At 67.9% G+C, this 19,822-nt stretch carries 26 protein-coding genes and 1 pseudogene; 21 read left to right on the top strand and 6 right to left on the bottom strand.

Annotated elements, in window-relative coordinates:
- Positions 1-20 precede the first annotated feature (20 nt).
- The 7 genes from nifE to V5F49_RS09590 are packed head-to-tail and all read left to right on the top strand — an operon-like array spanning position 21 to position 5,484.
- On the top strand, positions 21-1,916 hold the full coding sequence (gene nifE, locus V5F49_RS09620) for a nitrogenase iron-molybdenum cofactor biosynthesis protein NifE (RefSeq protein WP_394117530.1): 1,896 nt from the start codon (positions 21-23) through the stop codon (positions 1,914-1,916).
- A gap of 9 nt (positions 1,917-1,925) precedes the next feature.
- Positions 1,926-3,332: a nitrogenase iron-molybdenum cofactor biosynthesis protein NifN gene (gene nifN / locus V5F49_RS09615; protein ID WP_394117531.1), complete on the top strand. Its 1,407-nt coding sequence runs from the start codon at positions 1,926-1,928 to the stop codon at positions 3,330-3,332.
- A gap of 18 nt (positions 3,333-3,350) precedes the next feature.
- On the top strand, positions 3,351-3,749 hold the full coding sequence (nifX, locus tag V5F49_RS09610) for a nitrogen fixation protein NifX (protein WP_394117532.1): 399 nt from the start codon (positions 3,351-3,353) through the stop codon (positions 3,747-3,749).
- Positions 3,750-3,758: 9 nt separating this feature from the next.
- A complete protein-coding gene (locus tag V5F49_RS09605; RefSeq protein WP_394117533.1) occupies positions 3,759-4,226 on the top strand; it encodes a NifX-associated nitrogen fixation protein in 468 nt (155 codons plus the stop codon).
- Positions 4,227-4,241: 15 nt separating this feature from the next.
- On the top strand, positions 4,242-4,442 hold the full coding sequence (locus tag V5F49_RS09600) for a CCE_0567 family metalloprotein (RefSeq protein ID WP_394117534.1): 201 nt from the start codon (positions 4,242-4,244) through the stop codon (positions 4,440-4,442).
- A 48-nt stretch (positions 4,443-4,490) separates the two neighbouring features.
- Positions 4,491-4,784 carry a ferredoxin III, nif-specific gene (gene fdxB, locus V5F49_RS09595; RefSeq protein ID WP_394117535.1) on the top strand — a complete coding sequence of 98 codons (294 nt, stop codon included), beginning with the start codon at positions 4,491-4,493 and terminating at the stop codon, positions 4,782-4,784.
- 40 nt (positions 4,785-4,824) lie between these two features.
- On the top strand, positions 4,825-5,484 hold the full coding sequence (locus V5F49_RS09590; RefSeq protein WP_394117536.1) for a nitrogen fixation protein NifQ: 660 nt from the start codon (positions 4,825-4,827) through the stop codon (positions 5,482-5,484).
- 571 nt (positions 5,485-6,055) lie between these two features.
- On the opposite strand, the gene V5F49_RS09585 is transcribed toward V5F49_RS09590, so the two are convergent.
- The 4 genes from V5F49_RS09585 to V5F49_RS09570 form a co-directional block, all read right to left on the bottom strand.
- Positions 6,056-6,373 (bottom strand): hypothetical protein, encoded by a 318-nt coding sequence (locus tag V5F49_RS09585; RefSeq protein ID WP_394117537.1) that lies wholly within the window; start codon positions 6,371-6,373, stop codon positions 6,056-6,058.
- A 5-nt stretch (positions 6,374-6,378) separates the two neighbouring features.
- Positions 6,379-6,630, bottom strand: a complete 252-nt coding sequence (locus V5F49_RS09580) for a hypothetical protein (protein ID WP_394117538.1) — start codon at positions 6,628-6,630, stop codon at positions 6,379-6,381.
- A gap of 17 nt (positions 6,631-6,647) precedes the next feature.
- Entirely contained in the window at positions 6,648-7,505 is an 858-nt protein-coding gene (locus V5F49_RS09575; protein WP_394117539.1) for a sulfurtransferase, read from the bottom strand.
- Between the two features lie 92 nt (positions 7,506-7,597).
- Positions 7,598-8,059, bottom strand: coding sequence for a hypothetical protein (locus V5F49_RS09570; RefSeq protein WP_394117540.1), 462 nt, complete (start codon positions 8,057-8,059; stop codon positions 7,598-7,600).
- 322 nt (positions 8,060-8,381) lie between these two features.
- Between V5F49_RS09570 and V5F49_RS09565 the strand changes: the two genes are divergently transcribed.
- Together V5F49_RS09565 and V5F49_RS09560 are read left to right on the top strand one after the other, a co-directional pair.
- Positions 8,382-9,998: a flavin monoamine oxidase family protein gene (locus tag V5F49_RS09565; RefSeq protein WP_394117541.1), complete on the top strand. Its 1,617-nt coding sequence runs from the start codon at positions 8,382-8,384 to the stop codon at positions 9,996-9,998.
- An 11-nt stretch (positions 9,999-10,009) separates the two neighbouring features.
- A complete protein-coding gene (locus V5F49_RS09560) occupies positions 10,010-10,480 on the top strand; it encodes a Rieske (2Fe-2S) protein (protein ID WP_394117593.1) in 471 nt (156 codons plus the stop codon).
- Positions 10,481-10,988: 508 nt separating this feature from the next.
- Here the strand turns inward: V5F49_RS09560 and V5F49_RS09555 are convergent.
- The gene (locus V5F49_RS09555) at positions 10,989-11,576 is read right to left on the bottom strand and encodes a hypothetical protein (RefSeq protein WP_394117542.1); all 588 of its coding nucleotides are present in this window, start codon (positions 11,574-11,576) and stop codon (positions 10,989-10,991) included.
- 469 nt (positions 11,577-12,045) lie between these two features.
- Between V5F49_RS09555 and V5F49_RS09550 the strand changes: the two genes are divergently transcribed.
- The 5 genes and pseudogenes from V5F49_RS09550 to V5F49_RS09530 all read left to right on the top strand — a co-directional run bounded on the left by V5F49_RS09550 (position 12,046) and on the right by V5F49_RS09530 (position 15,345).
- Positions 12,046-12,366 (top strand): HesB/IscA family protein, encoded by a 321-nt coding sequence (locus V5F49_RS09550; protein WP_394117543.1) that lies wholly within the window; start codon positions 12,046-12,048, stop codon positions 12,364-12,366.
- A gap of 45 nt (positions 12,367-12,411) precedes the next feature.
- A pseudogene (locus V5F49_RS09545) lies at positions 12,412-12,678 on the top strand (NifU family protein); the annotation flags it as partial.
- 142 nt (positions 12,679-12,820) lie between these two features.
- Positions 12,821-14,032 (top strand): cysteine desulfurase NifS, encoded by a 1,212-nt coding sequence (nifS, locus tag V5F49_RS09540; RefSeq protein WP_394117544.1) that lies wholly within the window; start codon positions 12,821-12,823, stop codon positions 14,030-14,032.
- A gap of 216 nt (positions 14,033-14,248) precedes the next feature.
- Positions 14,249-14,464: a putative nitrogen fixation protein NifT gene (gene nifT, locus V5F49_RS09535; RefSeq protein ID WP_394117545.1), complete on the top strand. Its 216-nt coding sequence runs from the start codon at positions 14,249-14,251 to the stop codon at positions 14,462-14,464.
- 5 nt (positions 14,465-14,469) lie between these two features.
- Positions 14,470-15,345, top strand: a complete 876-nt coding sequence (locus tag V5F49_RS09530; RefSeq protein ID WP_394117546.1) for an SIR2 family NAD-dependent protein deacylase — start codon at positions 14,470-14,472, stop codon at positions 15,343-15,345.
- Positions 15,346-15,413: 68 nt separating this feature from the next.
- On the opposite strand, the gene V5F49_RS09525 is transcribed toward V5F49_RS09530, so the two are convergent.
- Positions 15,414-15,668, bottom strand: a complete 255-nt coding sequence (locus tag V5F49_RS09525) for a hypothetical protein (protein WP_394117547.1) — start codon at positions 15,666-15,668, stop codon at positions 15,414-15,416.
- On the opposite strand from V5F49_RS09525, the gene nifB reads away from it, so the two are divergent.
- The 7 genes from nifB (at position 15,667) to V5F49_RS09490 (ending at position 19,777) form a co-directional block, all read left to right on the top strand.
- A complete protein-coding gene (nifB, locus tag V5F49_RS09520; protein WP_394117548.1) occupies positions 15,667-17,238 on the top strand; it encodes a nitrogenase cofactor biosynthesis protein NifB in 1,572 nt (523 codons plus the stop codon). The genes V5F49_RS09525 and nifB overlap by 2 nt on opposite strands.
- 30 nt (positions 17,239-17,268) lie before the next feature.
- Positions 17,269-17,493 (top strand): 4Fe-4S binding protein, encoded by a 225-nt coding sequence (locus tag V5F49_RS09515; RefSeq protein ID WP_203194502.1) that lies wholly within the window; start codon positions 17,269-17,271, stop codon positions 17,491-17,493.
- A gap of 11 nt (positions 17,494-17,504) precedes the next feature.
- Complete coding sequence (locus tag V5F49_RS09510; RefSeq protein ID WP_394117549.1) at positions 17,505-17,819, top strand: HesB/IscA family protein; 315 nt, start codon at positions 17,505-17,507, stop codon at positions 17,817-17,819.
- Positions 17,820-17,906: 87 nt separating this feature from the next.
- Complete coding sequence (locus V5F49_RS09505) at positions 17,907-18,446, top strand: hypothetical protein (protein WP_394117550.1); 540 nt, start codon at positions 17,907-17,909, stop codon at positions 18,444-18,446.
- The gene (locus V5F49_RS09500; protein WP_394117551.1) at positions 18,436-19,218 is read left to right on the top strand and encodes a 4Fe4S-binding leucine-rich repeat protein; all 783 of its coding nucleotides are present in this window, start codon (positions 18,436-18,438) and stop codon (positions 19,216-19,218) included. The genes V5F49_RS09505 and V5F49_RS09500 overlap by 11 nt, the downstream gene beginning before the upstream one ends.
- Positions 19,215-19,532, top strand: coding sequence for a nitrogen fixation protein NifZ (locus V5F49_RS09495; protein ID WP_394117552.1), 318 nt, complete (start codon positions 19,215-19,217; stop codon positions 19,530-19,532). Before V5F49_RS09500 ends, V5F49_RS09495 begins: the two co-directional genes overlap by 4 nt.
- A 5-nt stretch (positions 19,533-19,537) precedes the next feature.
- Positions 19,538-19,777: a nitrogen fixation protein NifZ gene (locus tag V5F49_RS09490; RefSeq protein WP_394117553.1), complete on the top strand. Its 240-nt coding sequence runs from the start codon at positions 19,538-19,540 to the stop codon at positions 19,775-19,777.
- Positions 19,778-19,822 lie beyond the last annotated feature (45 nt).

Raw genomic sequence — 19,822 nt, 5'->3', positions numbered from 1 at the left:
CGCATGCCGAGGAGAGATCCATGAGCTCGCTTTCCAGCACGATCCAGCAAGTGTTCAACGAGCCCGGCTGCACGAAGAACCAGAACAAGTCCGAGGCGGAGAAGAAGAAGGGGTGCACCAAGCAGCTCCAGCCCGGCGGCGCCGCCGGCGGCTGCGCGTTCGACGGCGCGAAGATCGCGCTGCAGCCGCTGACCGACGTCGCGCACCTGGTGCATGGCCCCATTGCCTGCGAGGGCAACAGCTGGGACAACCGTGGCGCGCGCTCGTCCGGCTCGCAGATCTGGCGCACCGGCTTCACCACCGACATCAACGAGACCGACGTGGTGTTCGGCGGCGAGAAGCGCCTGTTCAAGTCCATCAAGGAAATCATCGAGAAGTACGACCCGCCGGCCGTCTTCGTCTATCAGACCTGCGTGCCCGCCATGATCGGCGACGACATCGACGCGGTCTGCAAGGCGGCGAAGGCGAAGTTCGGCAAGCCGGTGATTCCGATCAACTCGCCCGGCTTCGTGGGTCCGAAGAACCTCGGCAACAAGCTCGCCGGCGAGGCCATCCTCGAGCATGTCATCGGCACCGAGGAGCCGGAATATACGACGCCTTACGACATCAACATCATCGGCGAATACAATCTCTCCGGCGAGCTGTGGCAGGTGAAGCCGCTGCTGGACGAGCTGGGCATCCGCGTCCTCGCCTGCATCTCCGGCGACGGGCGCTACAAGGACGTCGCCTCCTCCCATCGCGCCAAGGCGGCGATGATGGTGTGCTCCAAGGCCATGATCAACGTGGCCCGCAAGATGGAGGAGCGCTACGACATCCCCTTCTTCGAGGGCTCCTTCTACGGCATCCAGGATTCGTCCGACTCCCTGCGCGAGATCGCCCGCATGCTCATCGAGCGCGGCGCGGATCCGGAGCTGATGGAGCGCACCGAGGCGCTCATCGCCCGCGAGGAGGCGAAGGCCTGGGAAGCCATCGCCAAGTACAAGGACAGGTTCAAGGGCAAGAAGGTCCTGCTCATCACCGGCGGCGTGAAGTCGTGGTCGGTGGTTGCGGCGCTTCAGGAGGCAGGCCTCGATCTGGTGGGTACCTCGGTGAAGAAGTCCACCAAGGAAGACAAGGACCGCATCAAGGAGCTCATGGGGCAGGACGCCCACATGATCGAGGACATGACGCCGCGCGAAATGTACAAGATGCTGAAGGACGCGAAGGCGGACATCATGCTCTCCGGCGGCCGCTCGCAGTTCATCGCGCTGAAGGCCTCCATGCCCTGGCTCGACATCAACCAGGAGCGCCACCACGCCTACATGGGCTACATCGGCATGGTGAAGCTGGTGGAGGAGATCGACAAGGCGCTCTACAACCCCATCTGGGAGCAGGTGCGCAGGCCCGCGCCGTGGGACAACCCCGCCAACTCCTGGCAGAACCGCGCCATCGCGGAGATGGAGGCCGAGGCCGCCGCGCTGGCGGCCGATCCGGTCGCAGCGGAGAAGGCACGCCGGGCCAAGAAGATCTGCAATTGCAAGAGCGTGGACCTTGGCACCATCGAGGACGCCATCGCCGCGCACGCGCTCACGACGGTCGGGGGTGTGAAGACCCATACGGGCGCATCGGGGGGCTGCGGCGCCTGCTCGGGTCGTATCGAGGAGATCTTCGAGGCGCTGGGCGTGGCAGAGCCGGCGCCCGCCGATCCCGTGCTGGCGGAGGCCGCGCGCCGGGCCCGGAAGGTCTGCAACTGCAAGAGCGTCACCGTCGGCGCCATCGAGGATGCCGTCGCCGCCGGCGCGTCCAACCTCGCCGAGGTGAAGGCGCGCACCGAGGCCGCCACGGGCTGCGGCAAGTGCGGTGAGCGCATCGAGGACATGCTGGACGAGCTTGTCGCCCCGCTCGGCACCCCCGCCACCCTCGCGGCCGCGGAATAGGAGGCGGACATGGCGAAGGTCGTCCAGGGCAAGAAGAGCTGCGCGGTCAATCCGCTGAAGATGAGCCAGCCCATCGGCGGCGCGCTCGCCTTCATGGGCCTGCGCGGCTGCATGCCGCTGCTGCACGGCTCGCAGGGGTGCACCTCGTTCGGCCTGGTGCTGTTCGTGCGGCACTTCAAGGAAGCGATCCCGCTCCAGACCACCGCCATGAGCGAGGTCGCCACCGTGCTCGGCGGGCTGGAGAATGTCGAGCAGGCGGTGCTGAACATCTACAACCGCACCAAGCCCGAGATCATCGGCATCTGCTCCACCGGCGTCACCGAGACCAAGGGCGACGACGTGGAAGGCTACATCAAGCTGATCCGCGCCAAGTATCCGCAGCTCGCCGACTTCCCCATGGTCTATGTGTCCACGCCGGACTTCAAGGACGCCTTCCAGGACGGCTGGGAGAAGACGGTCGCGCGCATCGTCGAGGTGCTGGTGAAGACGCCGCCGGCGGACGTGGTGCGCGATGCCCGGCGCGTGAACGTGCTGCCGGGCTCGCACCTCACCCCGGGCGATCTCGATGAGCTGCGCACCATCATGGAGGATTTCGGGCTCGAGGCCTCCTTCCTGCCCGACCTCGCCGGCTCCCTCGACGGCCACATCCCGGACGACTTCACCCCCACCACCATCGGTGGCATCGGCGTGGACGAGGTGGCCAGGATGGGCGAGGCGGCCTGGACCATCGCCATCGGCGCGCAGATGAAGACCGCCGCCGAGGCCATGCAGAAGAAGGCCGGTGTGCCCTACCGCCTGTTCGAGCGGCTGTGCGGGCTGGCGCCGAACGACGAATTCTTCATGTTCCTGTCGGAAATCTCCGGCCGCGAAGTGCCGCGCAAGTATCGCCGCCAGCGCGGCCAGCTGGTGGATGCCATGCTGGATGCGCACTTCCACCTGGGTGGCCGCCGCCTCGCCATCGGCGCGGAGCCGGACCTGCTCTTCGACGTCGGCTCTGCCCTGCACGAGATGGGGACGAAGATCGTCGCGGCCGTCACCACCACCCAGTCCCCCGTGTTCGAGGCGCTTCCGGCGGACGAGGTGCTGATCGGCGATCTGGAAGACCTGGAGACGCTGGCGAAGGAGCGCGGCTGCGACCTGCTGCTGACCCACTCCCACGGCCGTCAGGCGGCGGCGCGGCTCAACATCCCGTTCCACCGCATCGGCATTCCCATGTTCGACCGCATCGGCGCCGCGCATCGCATGTCGGTGGGCTATCGCGGCACCCGCGAGCTCATCTTCACCCTCGCGAACCTGTGCATCGCCGACCATGAGGCGAACCACGAGGTCACCCCCGACACCTGGGCGAACCCGTGGGACGGCGACGGCCACGCGCACCCCGGCTCCCACGGCGCTTCCAGCGCGGCCCACCACTAGCAGGAGGCGAGACTTGCCATGAAAGTCGCATTCGCAACCCAGGACCTCAAAAGGGTCGATGCCCATTTCGGCTGGGCCAAGAACATCGCCATCTACGAGGTGGGCCCGCAGGGCAGCCACTTCCTCGAGGCGGTCGAGTTCGACGGCGACCTGAAGGAAGACGGCAACGAGGACAAGCTCGCCCCCAAGATCGAGGCGATCAAGGATTGCGCCATCCTCTATGTGGCGGCCATCGGCGGCTCCGGCGCGGCGCGCGTGGTGGCCAACAACATCCACCCCATGAAGGTGAACCAGCCCGAGGAGATTTCCGATCTCATCGGCAAGCTGGAAGTGGTGCTCAAGGGCAATCCGCCGCCGTGGCTGCGCAAGGTCATGGCCAAGGGCCAGGAGCGCTCCTTCGATTTCGACGACGAGTGAGGAACCACCATGGCTGAAGCTGAAGTCATCGAACCGGCGGCGGCGGCTGATGCCCCGTTCGTCAAGGAACTCATCAAGGTCTGGCGCGCCCAGGACACCCACGGCGCGTGGGAGGGCAAGAAGGACCTCGACCTGATCGAGCCCTACATCGTCGACAAGGAGGCGCGCCGCGCGCTGCCGATCATCGGCGATCCCGACCCGGAGACCATCTGGCGCCTGGAACTGTTCTTCAACGCTGTCTGCCTGCTCGTGGAGAAGGAGACGCGGGTGATGATCACCCCCATGCTCAAGATGAGCCACGAGGGCTTTGGCCGCATGGTGCTCATCGGCGGGCGGCTGATCGTCGTCAACAAGCAGCTGCGCGACGTCCATCGCTTCGGCTTCGACAATCTCGGCAAGCTCGCCGAGGAAGGCGCCAAGTTCGTCTCCCAGGGCGTGGAGATGATCCGCAAGTTCCCCGAAGTGGCCAATTACTGAAGGAGCGGGTCAATCATGAGCGACGTGGAAGCACTGAAGGCCGAGCTCAAGAAGCTCTCCGCCAAGGCCACACAGGCGAAGATGGACCTCCACGATCTGTCCGAGGAGCTTCCCATCAACTGGGAGCAGATCATGGATGTCGCCAAGAAGGCGCACAACGCCTTCGCCGAGCTGGAAAAGAAGCGCGCGGACCTGAAGGCGCTCGAGACGGCCTGATTGCGGCCGTCCGCCCCTGTCCGCCTGAACCTGGAAGGCATTTTTGAGATGTCGAACGAAACGCGAGATGGTCGAGCCTGGCAGCCAGACTACTTGCTCGATATTGACAAGGGCAAGTGCATCGGCTGCGGCCGCTGCTTCAAGGTGTGCGGCCGCGACGTGATGACCTTGAAGGGCATCAACGAGGACGGCGACATCGTCGCTCTCGACGACGACGAGGACGATGAGGTCGAGAAGAAGGTGATGGTCATGAACGACCAGGGCGCCTGCATCGGTTGCGGTGCGTGCGCCCGGGTCTGCCCGGCCAATTGCCAGATTCACAGCCTGAAGGCGGCGGCCTGATCGGGGCAGCCGCAGCCGAAACCTGTCCGGGGAGGGAGCGATGATCGCGGAAGAAGTCTATGACTGGCTGATCGCGTCATCCACCTCCTCGGCCGGCGATCCGTTCGACGTGCATGTGGCGGCCTCGATCGTCGCCGTCGCGTTCGCCGAGGCGGAGGAGGACGGGCGCGACCGGCTGGACGGTCTCGGCCTCGATCGCGACGCCTTCCTCGATCTAGCCGCCATCCTGTTCCCCGCCGCGGCGCCGATCCTCGCCCACCAGGTGGACGCGCGCGCCATCGCCATCGAGCCGGAAGAGCAGTCGGTGCGCGACATTCTCGGCATCTATTCGTCCGACGCCGGGCGGCTGCAGACCCATTTCATCGCCATGGTGGCCCGGCGCTGCCAGTCGCCCCACCATCTGTGGCAGGACCTCGGCCTGCGCAGCCGGGCGGAGCTGCGCACGCTGATGACGCGCCGGTTCGCGCCGCTGGCCCGCAAGAACAGCCAGGACATGAAGTGGAAGAAGTTCCTCTACCGCATGATCTGCGGTGCCGAGGGCTTCAGCTTGTGCGCGGCGCCGGTGTGCTCGGACTGTGACGAGTTCCACGTCTGCTTCGGCGCCGAGGACGGGGAATCCCGCCTCGCCCGCGCCCGCAGCTTCGGCGCCGCCAACGGAAACATGCCGGGCGACACGGATCTGCCGGCGGCGGCGGAATAGGCGGCCGGGGCCGGTCTCTTGCTGCGGGCTTGCGTCACCCCGTGCGGGGTGATGTGCGAAGTCTGCCTGAGGGGGGCGGAGGTGGGCGCGCGCCGCTTATCTCCGTCAGCAACGAGACCCTGAGGCGCTCCGGACGGATCGTACGCCGCAGACAAGCGCAGACCAGGCACGGTGCCGGGTGGAACCACGCGCTGTCCGCCGCACGACCGCTGTGGCGCGCGCGGTGACCTTTATCGATGCTGCAAGAAGGTAAAGGCCGCCATGAGGCCTGTTGGCCGGGGCGCGCGACGAACGGGGAGGGCCCCCGAGTTCCCGTCTTGAATTCGAGCCGCCAGATCGCGCCGACCAAACCCGATCGCCTTTACAAGACGGATCAAACGGCCCGCTCATGCCGCCGGGCTGGGACCCGGAGGCGGTACCCGGGCCAAGTGCGTGTGCGGAAAAGGGGGAGGGTCGGGCCCCCGGCGCCCCTTCCGCCGATGCCGAGGCCCGGCGCAGGGCGGTCATGCGCCGGCCCCCGCCGACCGGCATGGGCCGCGCCGGGGAGCGCCCCTGCGCAGGCCTCGCCTGCTTATTCGATGCCTTCCGAGCGCGCCCGCCACATCATGGCGATGCGGAACCGCTCGTTGATGGCGGCCGGGCTGGCGAGGATCTCGGCCTCGGCCATCTTGAAGGCCTCTTCCACCTTGTCCGCCTCGACCTGCGTGAGGGTGACGCGGCCGGCGATGTGGGATGCCTCGGGATGAAGCTCCCAGATCTTGCGGCGGTTCGGGTGCAGCTTCACCTCGGTGAGGTCGAACGCCTCCAGCTGCCCGTCCAGCAGGATGGCGAGGCCGGAAACCTCGAGCTTGCGCCCGTCCCCAGTGGTCTTGATGAGCGTGGTTGCCATTGGTTTCACCCGTCTTGAGCTGCGAGCCAACTGTAGCCGCCCTGGTCCCAGAGCTGCGCCAGCACCTGATCCGAACCCCAGTCCGGAAACTGCGCCTTCACCGTCTCGTAATCATCGCGGAACCGGTCCGCGTCCTCCCCGCCCATGTCCGCCACCAGCCCGTCGGGCTTGAAGCGGAGCACGAAGCGCGTGCCGTCCGAGGCGGCGTGGAGGACGTAGTCGGTGCCGTCGCTGACGAGGGGCAGTTCGTCCGCCATGGCCGTCTCCGTTCCGCTCAGGCCGCCACGGCCGGGGTATCGTCGGCGAGGCCCCATTCGGCCCAGGAGCCGTCGTAGAGCGCCGCCGTGCGGTTGCCGAGGATGAACAGCGCCAGCAGCACCACCGCCGAGATGGTGCCGGAGGCGCAGGTGGCCACCACCGGTTTCGCGATGTCGATGCCGGCGGCGGAAAAGCGCGCGGCCAGCGCCTCGGGCGCGATCATCTCGCCCGTCTCCTCGACGATGAGGTCGCCCCACGGCAGGTTGATCGAACCGGGGATGTGGCCCTTCTTCTTCACCGGGAAGACATCATCCTGGCTGCCGGCGAACTTCGCCGGGCCGCGCGCGTCGATCACCTGCTCGGCCTTGGTGCCGATATTGGCGATCATCTGCGACAGGTCGCGCACCAGCGCCGGAACGGGCGCGGCGGAGAAGGTCGCGGGCTCGGGGCGCACCGGCGCCATCTCGGCTTCCCGCTTCTCCTTGGTCCACTTGCCGTAGCCGCCGTCCAGCACGGCCACGTCCTCATATCCGAAGGCGCGGAACATCCACCACACCCGTGCCGCGGCCGAGCCGCCGCACAGGCGGTCGTAGACCACCACCTTGTCGCCCGTGGCGACGCCCAGCAGCCCGACCTTCTTGGCGAATTCCGCCGCGGAGGGGAGCATGTGGGGCAGGGGGCTGGTCTTGTCCGCCACGTTGTCGATGTCGAAATGCACCGAGCCTGGCAAATGCCGGCCGCGATACTGGGTGCGGCCATCCATGTTGGTGCTCGCGTGCAGCCAGGTGCAGTCCAGCACCTTCAGGTCCGCCGCGCCGAGATGCTCGGCCAGCCACTCGGTGCTCACGAGAGGTCCGGGCAAGGTGGTGGACATGGCGCTCAGGTCTCCTGTCACGGTTCGCACAACGGTCTGAAGGACGAAGCGGCGGGCGGCGATGGCTGCCCGCCGGGGCTTGCCGGGCGGGCTCAGCGCACCTTGGGCAGGGCGTAGCCGGGGCGGGGGTGGGCGTCGTAATAGTCCACGCGCTCCGGCCAGCCGCCCTCGGGGTTGAAGCTGAACTTGGTCACGCGCACCGGCGCGCCGTTGGAGCAGGACACCTCGGCGAGCTTGATCTCGCGCGGGCCCGGGCCCACGGAGAAATCAGCCACCACCTTGCCGTCGGCCGCAACGGCGCGGGCGAAGCCGGGGGTGCCCACATCGGTGGCGTTGACGGAGGCGGCGACGAAGTTCGGCACCTCGGAGCCGTCCTCGGACGGGGTGTTGAAGGCGGGCGTCGCGAAGGTGAAGGCGACGAGCTTGCCGCTGCGGTCGACCGCATGGTCGGCGCTCACGGGCCGGGCCACCGAATAGATGGTCAGGGTGCCGCCAGCCAGCAGCTCCTTGATCTCATCCAGGGTGCGGGAGGCGAATTCCGACGCGACGATCATGTCAATCTCCAGGGGGCAATCGGGAAGGGATGAACGATGCCCCTGGCGGAACAAGTTTCGTGCCAGTTGATCCGGTTTCCGGCCCCGCGATCGCAAAGCCTTGCGGGACAAGGAAAGGCCTGCGCGCCGGCCGGCGCTCGCGCCCGGGGGAAGGCCGACCAAGGCGTGTCGCAAACATGCCCCGGCGCGCTGCAAACCCGACGCGGGGTGGGTGGGCGTGCGGCGCAAACCCCAGCAAATGCGCGGGAGAGGCCGCGCCCTCCGCGCTGTGCCCGAATCTTGCAAGGGCTCCAAAGAACGCGACAGGCGGGGGAGTTCTGCCATGCTGGACACGGCGATCATCGGCGGCGGGCTATGTGGCCTCGCCCTCGCGCGCCAGCTGAAATCGGAGGGGCGGGACATTGCCCTGTTCGAGGCGCGGGCGCGGCTCGGCGGGCGCATCCTGTCGGCGGTGTCATCGACCACCGGTGATGCGGTGGACCTCGGGCCCACCTGGTTCTGGCCCGACACCCAGCCGCTGATGACGGCCTTCCTGCCGGCCCTCGGCCTCGCGAGCTTCGCCCAGCATGACGAGGGCGCGGTGCTGATCCTCGATCAGGCGGACAAGACGCCCGGCGGCGCGGAGCGGCAGGTGCATGGCGGGGCGCGACGGGTCGCCGGCGGCATGGCGCGGCTGGTGTCCGCATTGGCCGACACCCTCGCGGAAGATGAAATCCGCCTGCGCCACGTGCTCCACAAGGTGGAGGACAAGGGCGACCATGTGGTGCTCACCTTCCGCGTGGATGACGCGCTGGTCGCGCTGGAGGCGCGCCATGCGGTGATCGCCCTGCCGCCGCGGCTCGTGGTCGAGACCGTGCGCTTCGTGCCCGAGCTTTCCGCGCCGGTGCGCGACGCCATGGCTGCCGCGCCCACCTGGATGGCGGCGCAGGCGAAGGTGACGGTGGCCTATGCGACACCGTTCTGGCGGCTCGCCGGCCAGTCCGGCAATGCCTTCGCCACCCATGAGCAGGCGGTGGTCGGCGAGATCTTCGACGCCTGCGACGCCACCGGCACGCGCGCGGCGCTGGGCGGCTTCCTCGCCTTCCCGCCCGAGCTCAGGGAAGATTTCGCCGTGGGCCTGCCCATGCTCATCGACAGCCAGATGGTGCAGCTGTTCGGCAGCGCGGCCGACGGCGGCGAGCAGCTCTACCAGGACTGGGCGCAGGAGCCCTTCACCTGCTCCGCGCTCGACCGCGCCGAGCCCGTGCGTGAGCATGTGGCCTTCGCCAATCCGCTGCTGCGCCGCGCCCTGTGGGACGGGCGGCTGCATCTGGGCGGATCGGAGACTGCGGCGCAGGGCGCCGGCTATCTGGAGGGCGCGCTGGAGGCGGCGCGGCGCATCTCCCGCGATCTCGCCCGCGCCCGCGGCGCGGACGATGCGCCGGCGGACGACCTGCCGGTGAACGCGGCGAGCCTCGCGCGCTTCGGCGCCTGGGTGTCTGCGCAGGGCGATGCGGCGTTCGAATCCTATCGCGTGCGCCTCAACCGCGCGCTCGCAAGCCAGCAGCGCGAGCAATTGACCCAGATCGCCATGCTCGGCGCCATCGAGGACGTGTACGATCGCGCGGTGGATCTTCTCGACACGCTGCCCTTCGAGATGGAGGGCGTGCCGGTTGAGAAGGGTCGCTCGGCGCTGATGGGCGATGTGCAGGCGCCGTTCCGCGACTTCATCCAGACGCTTCTGGACGACGTGCTGGCCTTCAACCGCACCTCCTGCGCGCTGTCGAATTTCCCGGGCGAGCACCGCCCGTCCCGCGACTATGTGCAGACCATGCTGCGCGACGTCGCGGCCGCCTGGCGCGAGTTCTGCCTCGCCGCCAACCGCCGCCTCCTGGCCAAGGCCGAGGCCGGCTCCTCTCCCCGTGGCCCGGGTGGCCCGCTCCTGACGAGTGCATCGTGAACGAGGACAAGATGGAACCGAGCATCGCCGACGACGAAGCCGCGCCGCAGGGCGGGATCGCCTACGTCATCTGTTCCATGAGCGACATTCCGAGCCAGCGGGCGCGGGGCTTCCAGCTCATGCAGGTGGCGGAGGACGGCACCGAGCAGCCGTTCAACATCGTGGTGGTGCGGTGGGGGCGGCAGGTGTTCGGCTATCTGAACGTCTGCCCCCACGACAAGGTGAACCTCGACTGGGAGCGCAACCAGTTCCTGGACCCCAACGGCATCCGCCTCATGTGCGGCAAGCACGGCGCCCTGTTCGAGCTCGGCACCGGCGTCTGCCTCGACGGGCCCTGCAAGGGCAAGAGCCTGACGCCGGTGGCGCTTTCCGTCATCGACAACGACATCTGCGTCACCGGCGTCACCCTCGCCGAGGAAGAGGATGACGACGAGGACGAGGCGGAAATCACCTCCTGCTCCGACGAGGGCGGCGGCGTCTGATCCGGCTGCGTGGCGGGGGTGCGCGGCGGGTTGGCGGGGAGCCCCCGCCAGCGGCCGGCGCGCCCGGACGGACCTGCCAGGCGGAACAGCCAACGGCGTCACGTGGGGCATTACGTGGCGCATTCCGGCGAGCCTATGCGGGCGCCGGCTCGGCGCCAGGCCTTCTCCTGCCGCGAGGCCTCTCGCGAAGCGGTCTTGCACGGACCCGCCATCCCTCTCGGGGTGCGCGCATGCCGGTCCTGAAGCGGCCGTGCGGGCATATTCGGCGTGGCAATGCCGCCCGATCCCGGCCACTCGGCGGCGTATGGAGAAGCCCGGCGGCGCTGGCCTCCGCGCGCAAACCCCTCCGCGCGCCGACCTCGGCCATGAAGCATCGAGGTTCTGCCGGCGGCGCCGGCCGGCGCCGCCATTTCCTGCCCCATATACCCTGACGACGCGACCGGTGCCCGCCCCTGCCGGTCCCCGCCTGGGAGACCGGCAGACACGGCGCAACGGCGGAGCGAAGGTGTCAGACCGGACGGTTGGCGTTGCGGTTCTTCACCGGCTCCATCAGGGAGACGCCCTTCTCGTAGGTGATGACCTCGAAGTCCTCGTGCCAGCCGAGAGCGGCATCGAGCACCACGTCGGTCTTGCCGCCGGTGTCCATCTTCTTGATGTCGTTCTTGTCGATGCTCAGGAGGTCGGTCATTTCCTTCCACACGGTCGATTCATCGCAGGGCAGGACATAGAAGGTCTTGCCGCCGTGGGTGACGCGATACTTCGCCAGCAGGTCGATGTTGTTGCAGAACAGGAAGTACTTGCCGTCCGGCGCCAGCGCGTCGCCGAGCACGTCCACCACATCGGAGAGGAAGGCGAAGTTCTGCAGGTAGCCGGCCATCACCGGGATGGTGGCCTTGCCGTCCTCGGCGCAGGTGATCACCTGCTCCATGGTGTACTCCGGAGGACGCTTCTCGTCGGCCACCTGTTGCTGGAACTTCAGCGCGATGTCGCCACGGAAATCGAAGCGGCCGGGCTTGGTGGGCTGCTTGAGCACGGCATTCAGCAGGCGCCCCTCTTTGTCCAGCCGGCCCAGGGGGGTGTTGTCGATCGTGGTCATCAAAGGTCTCCGGTTCAGCTCTTGACGTGTCAGGACGGTATTCGACGGGCGCGCGCGAACGACCGCGGGGCGCCAACGGGCCGTGCGCCGCCGGGCGTCCGTCCGCCGCGCCACCCGCGCCAGGGGCAGGCGAGGCGCCTCATGCAAGCCCTTTGCCGGTTGGCGCAAAGAAACGTGCGCCGGCGGTGGACGCGACAATCGGCCTCTCCCGGCCGCGCCGGACAGACGCGGCGAGCGGCCGCAAAGCCGCGCAAACCCGGCCGCCCCGCGTCCCTCGTCCAAGCGCCGGCGGCACGCCCACGGGCGCCCACACCCGCCGCGGCGGCGCATTGCGCCTTGTCCGGAATCGGACACGCGTCGCAAAGGCAACAGCTGGATTTCGGAAAATGGAGCGAAATCAGTTCGTTGCTGTCTGGCACGCGGTTTGCGAGGTCGCCGGCAGAGCAGTCTTTCGAGCGAAGGTCGAGCGATGATCAATTTGACCGACAGCGCACTGAGTGCGGTCCGCGACGCCATCCTTGGCGCCGACCAGCCTGTCAGCGGGCTGCGCATCATGGTCGAGACCGGCGGCTGCGCGGGCTACCAGTACAAGATGGGCCTCGTGAGCGATTGCGAGCCCGACGACACGGTGGTCGAGCGCGAGGGCGTGAAGGTGTTCGTGGACAACAAGAGCCACGAGCTGCTCGCCGGCACGGTGATCGACTTCGTGGTCGCCATCGAGGGCTCGGGCTTCACCTTCGAGAACCCGAACGCAACCTCCAGCTGCTCCTGCGGCAAGTCCTTCGGCTGACGGCCGGACGCATCCTGAACCCCCATTCGAGACGAGGACAGAGCGATGTTGGCCGAGACCGAAGCTGAGGCCCCGCTGAGCCGCGAAGCCCGCCGCGAGGCGATCATCCGCGAGGTGATCGAGGAGATCCGCCCCAACCTGAAGCGCGACGGCGGCGATTGCGAGCTGGTGGAGATCGACGGCACCAAGGTGATGGTGAAGATGACCGGCGCCTGCGTGTTCTGCAAGCTGGCGAGCGAGACCATCGAGGGCATCCAGTCCAAGATCGTCGAGCGCCTGGGCGAGCTGATCCGCCTCGTGCCGGTGGCCGGCGCGCAGAACAAGCCGCTGGTGAGCCTGAAGGGCGCCGGCGCGCCGTCCGCGCCCAAGCCCATGATGTCCAAGCCGATCCTGCCCGTGGCCCCGACCCCCGCCGAGTGACGGCGGGGGAACGTTCGACCTGGAGGGCTGCCCCGTGCCGCCGGTCTATCTCGACAACAACGCCACCACGCGGACCGACCCGGCCGTGGTCGAGGCCATGCTGCCGTTCTTCAGCGAGCACTTCGGCAACGCCTCGTCCACCCACGCCTTCGGCGAGCATGTGGGCGAGGCGGTGAAGGCCGCGCGCAAGCAGCTCCAGGCGCTGCTGGGGGCGGCGTTCGACCACGAGATCGTCTTCACTTCCGGCGGGACGGAGGCGGACAATGCCGCCATCCTCTCCGCGCTGGAGACGCAGGAGGGGCGCGACGAGATCGTCACCACCGCGGTGGAGCACCAGGCGATCCTCGCCCTCGTGGGGCATCTGGAGAAGACGCGCGGCATCACCGTCCATCGCATCGGCGTCGACCGGCAGGGCCGGCTGGACATGGACGCGTATGTCCGCGCCCTGTCGCCCAAGACCGCCATCGCCTCCGTGATGTGGGCGAACAACGAGACCGGCACGCTGTTTCCCGTCGCCGAGCTCGCCGAGATGGCGCATGGCGTCGGCGCGCTGTTCCACACCGATGCGGTGCAGGCGGTGGGCAAGGTGCCCATGGACCTGAAGGCCACCGCCATCGACATGCTCTCGCTCTCCGGCCACAAGCTGCACGGGCCCAAGGGCATCGGCGCGCTCTATGTGCGCAAGGGCGTGAAGTTCCGCCCGTTCGTGCGCGGCGGTCACCAGGAGCGCGGCCGGCGCGGCGGCACGGAGAATGTGCCGGCCATCGTCGGCCTCGGCGCCGCAGCCGATCTGGCGCGCATCCACATGGAGGACGAGCAGACCCGCGTGCGCGCCCTGCGCGACCGGCTGGAGCAGGGCATCCTGCAGCGGGTCAGCCATGTGCTGCTGAACGGGGACGGGCCCAACCGCCTGCCCAACACCGCCAACGTGGCGTTCGAGTATCTCGACGGCGAGGCGGTGCTGCACAATCTGAACAAGGCGGGCATCGCCGCTTCCACCGGCTCGGCCTGCACCTCCGGCTCCACCGAGCCGTCGCACGTGCTGCGCGCCATGGACCTGCCGGCGAGCGCCCTGCACGGCGCCCTGCGCCTGTCGCTCTCGCGCGAGAACACGGGCGCGGACGTGGATCGCGTGCTGGAGGCGCTGCCCGACATCGTCGCCCGCCTGCGCGCCATGTCCCCGGCCTGGCTGGGACGCCCCGGTGCCGGCGAGGCTGCAGGGATGCCGGCGGCAAGCCATGCGTGAGGCCGGGATCGGCGACAGCGGCATGTTCGGGATCCGCCATGCCTGAAGGCGCGTGTCGCAGACCGGACGGCCGCTGCTTCCGGTCGCGCTCCCGTTCCTGCCCGACGCCGGCCCGCGCGGCCGCCGGGCATCCATCAACGCCCCCGGGGCGGTGGCCAGGCCGGCGCCGATACGGGTCACAGCGGCGCGTTCGGCCTGACCTGAGGAGTTGATCTTATGAAAGTCATGATCCGCCGTTCCCCGGAGATAGGCCTGTCTATCTACGTCCCCAAGAAGGACCTGGAGGAACCCATCGTCGAGTCCGAGCACGAGACCCTGTGGGGCGGCTGGATCAAGATCGCCAACGGCTGGGTGCTCGAGCTGCCGCAGATGGCGGAGGGCACGACCCTCCCCATCACCGTGAACGCGAAGAAGCGCGGCGAGGAGGAGTAGACCAAATGAACATTTCCGTCGCCAATACCGAGACGCTGAAGCTCGCCGACGCCGAGGCCGTCCTGAAGGACGTGGCGACGGAACTCGTCGCGGGGAAGGCCGTGCCCTATCTGGGGCCCGGCCTCCTCAGCCTCGGGGCGCCCGCCATCCCGGTCACGCCGGAGGATCTCTCGGCCTTCTTCGGCACCAAGGTTGCGCTGCCCAAGCGCGCCAAGGGCAATGTGTGGGCTGCCGCCCAGCACATCGAAAGCATGAAGCACCGCTCCACCGTCTCGGCGCTGATGGCCGAGGCGTTCGCGCCGGCGGTGGCGCCGTTGCCGCTGCACACCTACCTCGCCGGTCTGAAGCTGCCGATGATCGTCGACACCTGGTATGACGGCGCCATGCGCACCGCGCTCGCCGGCACCACCGGCTGGGGCGAGGTGCAGGGCATCACCCGCGCCGGCATCGGCGAGGACCGCTGGTACCGCTTCTACGACGCCAACGGCGCCGAGAGTGACAAGGCCACCGCCGAAGGGTGGGCCACGGTGCTCTACAAGCCGCATGGCTCGGTCGCCCCGGCGAAGAACTGGCTGATCTCCGACGCGGACTATGTGGAGGTCCTGACCGAGATCGACATCCAGACGCCGATCCCGGACGTGGTGAAGAACCGCCGCACCGAGCGCTCGTTCCTGTTCCTCGGCTGCCGGTTCCATGACCAGCTGCTGCGCACCTACGCGCGGCAGGTCATCAAGCGCTCGCGCACGCCGCACTTCGCCATCGTCGACGAGACGGCGCTGACGCGGAACGAGCTGCGGTTCCTGCTGGGCCACGGCATCACGCCCATCGCCATGCCGCTGCAGAAGGCCATCGACATCGTCATGTCGGCCGGCGCCGCCTGACGCCGACCATCACCCCGCGTGGAATTGGGAGAGCATGCCCCGTGGCATGCTCTCTTCTTTTTTGCCCTTCAGGCTGTTGGGCGCGCGCATTGATCGAGATCAACATTCGCGCGGTATTTCAGCCAAAGCGGCCGGACAGCATGTAACTTTTCCAACATGTCTGGCCGGGCGTTCCTGGATGTTGGCAAGCCGACAGCTTTGCGACAGTCCTTAGTAGATTGAAAAACAATCAAAAAATCGGCGTCTTCACGCTGGCACGCCAGTTGCTCCTGATCTTGCCAAGGATTTTTGGGGATCCTGCTGGAAGCGAGGAGCAGTTCCATGCACGCGTCTACACAGCACGAAGCAACCGCCGAAGCCGCCGTCGGGCTGACCGACAAGCTCTCCGACATCATGCAGGCCAAGGCCGAGCACCAGGGCTGCGGCACCTCGGGCGGCTCCGGCAAGGCGAGCTGCGGCTCGTCCGCCGGCCAGGGCGACCTGCCCACCGAGATCTGGGAGAAGGTGAAGAACCATCCCTGCTATTCCGAAGAAGCGCACCACCACTATGCGCGCATGCACGTTGCCGTCGCCCCGGCGTGCAACATCCAGTGCAACTACTGCAATCGCAAGTATGACTGCGCCAACGAGAGCCGCCCCGGCGTGGTCTCGGAGAAGCTGACGCCCGAGCAGGCGGCGAAGAAGGTGCTGGCGGTGGCCTCCACCATCCCGCAGATGACCGTGCTCGGCATCGCCGGCCCGGGCGACCCGCTCGCCAACCCCGAGAAGACCTTCAAGACTTTCGAGCTGATCTCCAAGACTGCCCCGGACATCAAGCTCTGCCTGTCCACCAACGGCCTTGCCCTGCCGGATCACGTGGACACCATCGCCGGCTACAACGTTGACCACGTGACCATCACCATCAACATGGTGGACCCCGAGGTGGGCGCGAAGATCTATCCCTGGGTGTTCTGGAAGCACAAGCGCTACACCGGCTACGAGGCGGCCAAGCTGCTCACCGACCGGCAGCTGCTCGGCCTCGAGATGCTCACCGAGCGCGGCATCCTGTGCAAGGTGAACTCGGTGATGATCCCCGGCGTCAACGACAAGCACCTTGTCGAGGTGAACCGGGCGGTGAAGTCGCGCGGCGCCTTCCTGCACAACATCATGCCCCTCATCTCCGCGCCCGAGCACGGCACGGTGTTCGGCCTCAACGGCCAGCGCGGCCCGACCGCCCAGGAGCTCAAGGCGCTCCAGGACGAGTGCGAGGGCGAGATGAACATGATGCGCCACTGCCGCCAGTGCCGCGCCGACGCGGTGGGCCTGCTGGGCGAGGACCGCTCCGCCGAGTTCACCACCGACAAGATCATGGCCATGGAGGTCAATTACGACCTCGACAGCCGCAAGGCCTACCAGGCCCTCGTCGAGGAGGAGCGCGTGGCCAAGGTGGCGGCCAAGCAGGAGGAGATGGAGGCTCTCGCCGGCGAGCAGAGCGACATCAAGCTGCTGGTCGCCGTCGCCACCAAGGGCTCGGGCCTCATCAACGAGCACTTCGGCCACGCCAAGGAGTTCCAGGTCTACGAGTTGTCCACCGCGGGCGCCAAGTTCGTCGGCCATCGCCGCGTCGACCTGTACTGCCAGGGCGGCTACGGCGACGAGGACAGCCTGGAGACCGTGATCCGCGCCATCAACGACTGCCATGCGGTGTTCGTGGCCAAGATCGGCGGCTGCCCGAAGTCGGACCTGCAGAAGGCCGGCATCGATCCCGTGGACCAGTACGCCCACGAGTTCATCGAGAAGTCCGCCATCACCTGGTTCAAGGACTATCTCGGCAAGGTGAAGAGCGGCGAGCTCGTCCACGCCGAGCGTGGCGACGCCGAGATCCGCCAGGGCGCGCTCATCAGCGCGGCCTGAGCGGCAGACAGGATCGAGGGGGAGCATCCCATGACTTTGAAAATCGTCGCGTCCCAGTGCACGAGCTGCTCGGCCTGCGAGCCGGAATGTCCCAACGTGGCCATCTTCGAGAAGAACGGAACGTTCGTGATCGACCCGAAGAAGTGCACCGAGTGCATCGGCCACTTCGACGTGCCGCAGTGCGCCGCCGTCTGCCCGGTGGACGACACCTGCGTCATCGACACGTCCTATCCCCGCTATCAGCCCACCGCCTGAGGAGAGCTGCGATGAACTTCACCATGACCCGCTCCGCCGCGCGCTTCATGCGGATGATGATCATGGCGGACGGTGGTCCGGGCGCCGGTTTCCGGATGCACCTGACCCCCGGCGGATGCTCCGGCCTCAATGCCGACATCTCCGTGCTGCCGGAGCCCCAGCCCGGCGACGCGGTGGTGGAGAAGGACGGCGTGAAGCTGTTCCTCCCGGCCGAAAGCCGCCTGCTGCTCGATGGCGTGACCATCGACTTCACCGACACCGCCGCCAAGACCGGGCTCGTGTTCCACGATCCCAAGGCGACGACCTGCTCGTCGCACGCGCACTGAGCCCTGGCGCCGGGGCCTCGTGCCCCGGCGCTGCGGCGTCCGGCCCGCGTCCGGGGCGCCGTTCGATGGAAGACAAGGGGATGGGACATGACGGGATCGCACGCCACGGGCGAGCCGGATTTCCTCACCCCCGAGGCGCTCCTGGCGAGCGCCGTGATGGGGGGAGGCCTGCCGGAGGATGCGCAGCATCACCTCTGGGAAGCCGGCCTTTCCTATCAGCAGGACGAGGTGGCGGAAGCGCATTTGCGGCAGGCGGAGGCCATCGCCCCCGGCCATGCGGCGGTGCTCATCGGTCTCTACCGCTTCTACTTCTACAAGGGCCGCCTGCGGGAATGCCTGGAGGTGGCCTGCCAGTGCCTGGCGAAGGCGCAGCGCGAGACCAACCTGCCGGCCGACTGGCGCGACGTGAGACGCGAGGATGCGGACTTCTCGCGCTACGACCGCCTGATGCCGCGCTTCTTCCTGTTCACGCTGAAAGGCTACGCCTACCTCAACATGCGCCTCGGCGCGCTGGAGGAGGGGCGGGCCGCGGTACTGAAGCTGCTGGAGCTGGACCCCGCCGACAAGATCGGCGCGCGGCTCCTGCTCGATGTGCTCAACAGGGCAGGGCAGGACGATGATGACTGATGACGACATCGACGAGGCCAAGAACTGGCTCGGTGAAGACATCGACTGCTCCACCTGCGCCCACAGCGCGGATTTGCTGCCGGCCGGCAAGTGCCAGCTGCGCCGCGCCTGCGTGAACGACCGCTACGCCCGGCGCATCGACCGCTTCTTCAACTGGAATCCCGCGCTCGCCAATTCCTACGTGGGGCACGAGCATTTCGAGGTGCGGGCGATCGCGGCCAAGCACGCCGACGTCTTCTTCCTGCGCCCGCTGCTGACGGACCCGGAGGAGACGGTGCGCTGGAACGCGGCGCGGCGGCTGCCCAAGCGCATGATCCTGCCGCTGCGCACCGATCCCCACCGCGAGGTGCGCATCCGCATCGTCTCGCTGCTGGAGGATGCCGACCTCACGCCCATGATGGCGGACGAGGATTATTACGTCCGCCTCGTGGTGGCGCGCCGTATCGCCCCGCCGCTGCTCGGGCGGCTGATGGACGACCCGGAGGCGGAGGTGCGCCGCGTGGTGGCCCAGCGCCTGCCGGCGGAATGGCTGCTGCGCATGGCCTCCGACCCGAGCGCCTCGGTGCGCCTGGAGGTGGCCCAGCGCCTCGCGCCGGATCTGCTCTCAGCGCTGGTGTCCGATCCCGACTGGCGGGTGCGCTACGAGGTGGCGAGCCGCATCGCCCCCGCCCAGGTGGCGCGGCTGGCCGATGACGACGACGACTTCGTGCGCGAGGTGGCCCAGGCCCGGCTGAAGGCCGGCGGGGAACTCTTGAGGGAGATGCCGCTATGAGCAACATCGTCCGCGACAGTGATGTGGTGGAAATCTCCGAGCCGCCGTACTTCAACTTCGGTGAGAAGGTGAAGGCCAAGCGCGTCATCCGCAATGACGGCACCTATGCCGGCAAGGAGATCGGCGAGATCCTCGCGAAGAAGGGCGAGATTGGCTACGTGGTCTCCATCGGCACCTTCCTGCAGCAGTTCTACATCTACGGCGTCGAGTTCACCGAGAGCGGAAACCGCGTGGGCATGAAGCGCAAGGAGCTGGAGCCCGCCACCCCGCGCGAGGAAGAAGACATTCCCCTGCCCCCTGTTCCCGGAGCGTAGTCATCATGTTCGATCCGCGTCTTCCCAAGTATCAGTGGGGCCAGAAGGTCGTCACTCTCATCGACCTCTACAACGACGGCTCCTATCCGGACGTGCCCGCCGAGGCGCTGCTGGTGGGCACCGGGGCCACCGGCGAGATCGTGCAGGTGGGCACCCACACCGACACCAACACGCCCATCTATCTGATCGAATTCTCGGAGCGGCTGGTGGTCGGCTGCCTCGAGGAGGAAATCTCCCCGGCGTGATGCGCGCCGCGGCGCTCCCGCGGCCCTTCGGCGTGCCATCCCGCG

It is taken from the genome of Xanthobacter lutulentifluminis, assembly GCF_043194675.2.
Lineage (GTDB): Bacteria > Pseudomonadota > Alphaproteobacteria > Rhizobiales > Xanthobacteraceae > Xanthobacter.
Note: the sequence above shows the minus strand (reverse complement) of the source record. Positions and strands in the feature narration are given on the sequence as shown.

Coding starts and splice junctions, on each gene's coding strand:
- V5F49_RS09575 (WP_394117539.1), bottom strand. CDS start 7,505: ATGTCCACCACCTTGCCCGGACCTCTCGTGAGCACCGAGTGGCTGGCC.
- V5F49_RS09555 (WP_394117542.1), bottom strand. CDS start 11,576: ATGACCACGATCGACAACACCCCCCTGGGCCGGCTGGACAAAGAGGGG.
- V5F49_RS09505 (WP_394117550.1), top strand. CDS start 17,907: ATGACGGGATCGCACGCCACGGGCGAGCCGGATTTCCTCACCCCCGAG.
- V5F49_RS09490 (WP_394117553.1), top strand. CDS start 19,538: ATGTTCGATCCGCGTCTTCCCAAGTATCAGTGGGGCCAGAAGGTCGTC.
- V5F49_RS09565 (WP_394117541.1), top strand. CDS start 8,382: ATGCTGGACACGGCGATCATCGGCGGCGGGCTATGTGGCCTCGCCCTC.
- V5F49_RS09550 (WP_394117543.1), top strand. CDS start 12,046: ATGATCAATTTGACCGACAGCGCACTGAGTGCGGTCCGCGACGCCATC.
- V5F49_RS09580 (WP_394117538.1), bottom strand. CDS start 6,630: ATGGCGGACGAACTGCCCCTCGTCAGCGACGGCACCGACTACGTCCTC.
- V5F49_RS09600 (WP_394117534.1), top strand. CDS start 4,242: ATGAGCGACGTGGAAGCACTGAAGGCCGAGCTCAAGAAGCTCTCCGCC.
- fdxB (WP_394117535.1), top strand. CDS start 4,491: ATGTCGAACGAAACGCGAGATGGTCGAGCCTGGCAGCCAGACTACTTG.
- V5F49_RS09530 (WP_394117546.1), top strand. CDS start 14,470: ATGAACATTTCCGTCGCCAATACCGAGACGCTGAAGCTCGCCGACGCC.
- V5F49_RS09585 (WP_394117537.1), bottom strand. CDS start 6,373: ATGGCAACCACGCTCATCAAGACCACTGGGGACGGGCGCAAGCTCGAG.
- V5F49_RS09570 (WP_394117540.1), bottom strand. CDS start 8,059: ATGATCGTCGCGTCGGAATTCGCCTCCCGCACCCTGGATGAGATCAAG.
- nifX (WP_394117532.1), top strand. CDS start 3,351: ATGAAAGTCGCATTCGCAACCCAGGACCTCAAAAGGGTCGATGCCCAT.
- nifT (WP_394117545.1), top strand. CDS start 14,249: ATGAAAGTCATGATCCGCCGTTCCCCGGAGATAGGCCTGTCTATCTAC.
- V5F49_RS09560 (WP_394117593.1), top strand. CDS start 10,010: ATGGAACCGAGCATCGCCGACGACGAAGCCGCGCCGCAGGGCGGGATC.
- V5F49_RS09510 (WP_394117549.1), top strand. CDS start 17,505: ATGAACTTCACCATGACCCGCTCCGCCGCGCGCTTCATGCGGATGATG.
- V5F49_RS09525 (WP_394117547.1), bottom strand. CDS start 15,668: ATGGAACTGCTCCTCGCTTCCAGCAGGATCCCCAAAAATCCTTGGCAA.
- nifN (WP_394117531.1), top strand. CDS start 1,926: ATGGCGAAGGTCGTCCAGGGCAAGAAGAGCTGCGCGGTCAATCCGCTG.
- nifB (WP_394117548.1), top strand. CDS start 15,667: ATGCACGCGTCTACACAGCACGAAGCAACCGCCGAAGCCGCCGTCGGG.
- V5F49_RS09515 (WP_203194502.1), top strand. CDS start 17,269: ATGACTTTGAAAATCGTCGCGTCCCAGTGCACGAGCTGCTCGGCCTGC.
- V5F49_RS09495 (WP_394117552.1), top strand. CDS start 19,215: ATGAGCAACATCGTCCGCGACAGTGATGTGGTGGAAATCTCCGAGCCG.
- V5F49_RS09500 (WP_394117551.1), top strand. CDS start 18,436: ATGATGACTGATGACGACATCGACGAGGCCAAGAACTGGCTCGGTGAA.
- nifE (WP_394117530.1), top strand. CDS start 21: ATGAGCTCGCTTTCCAGCACGATCCAGCAAGTGTTCAACGAGCCCGGC.
- V5F49_RS09605 (WP_394117533.1), top strand. CDS start 3,759: ATGGCTGAAGCTGAAGTCATCGAACCGGCGGCGGCGGCTGATGCCCCG.
- V5F49_RS09590 (WP_394117536.1), top strand. CDS start 4,825: ATGATCGCGGAAGAAGTCTATGACTGGCTGATCGCGTCATCCACCTCC.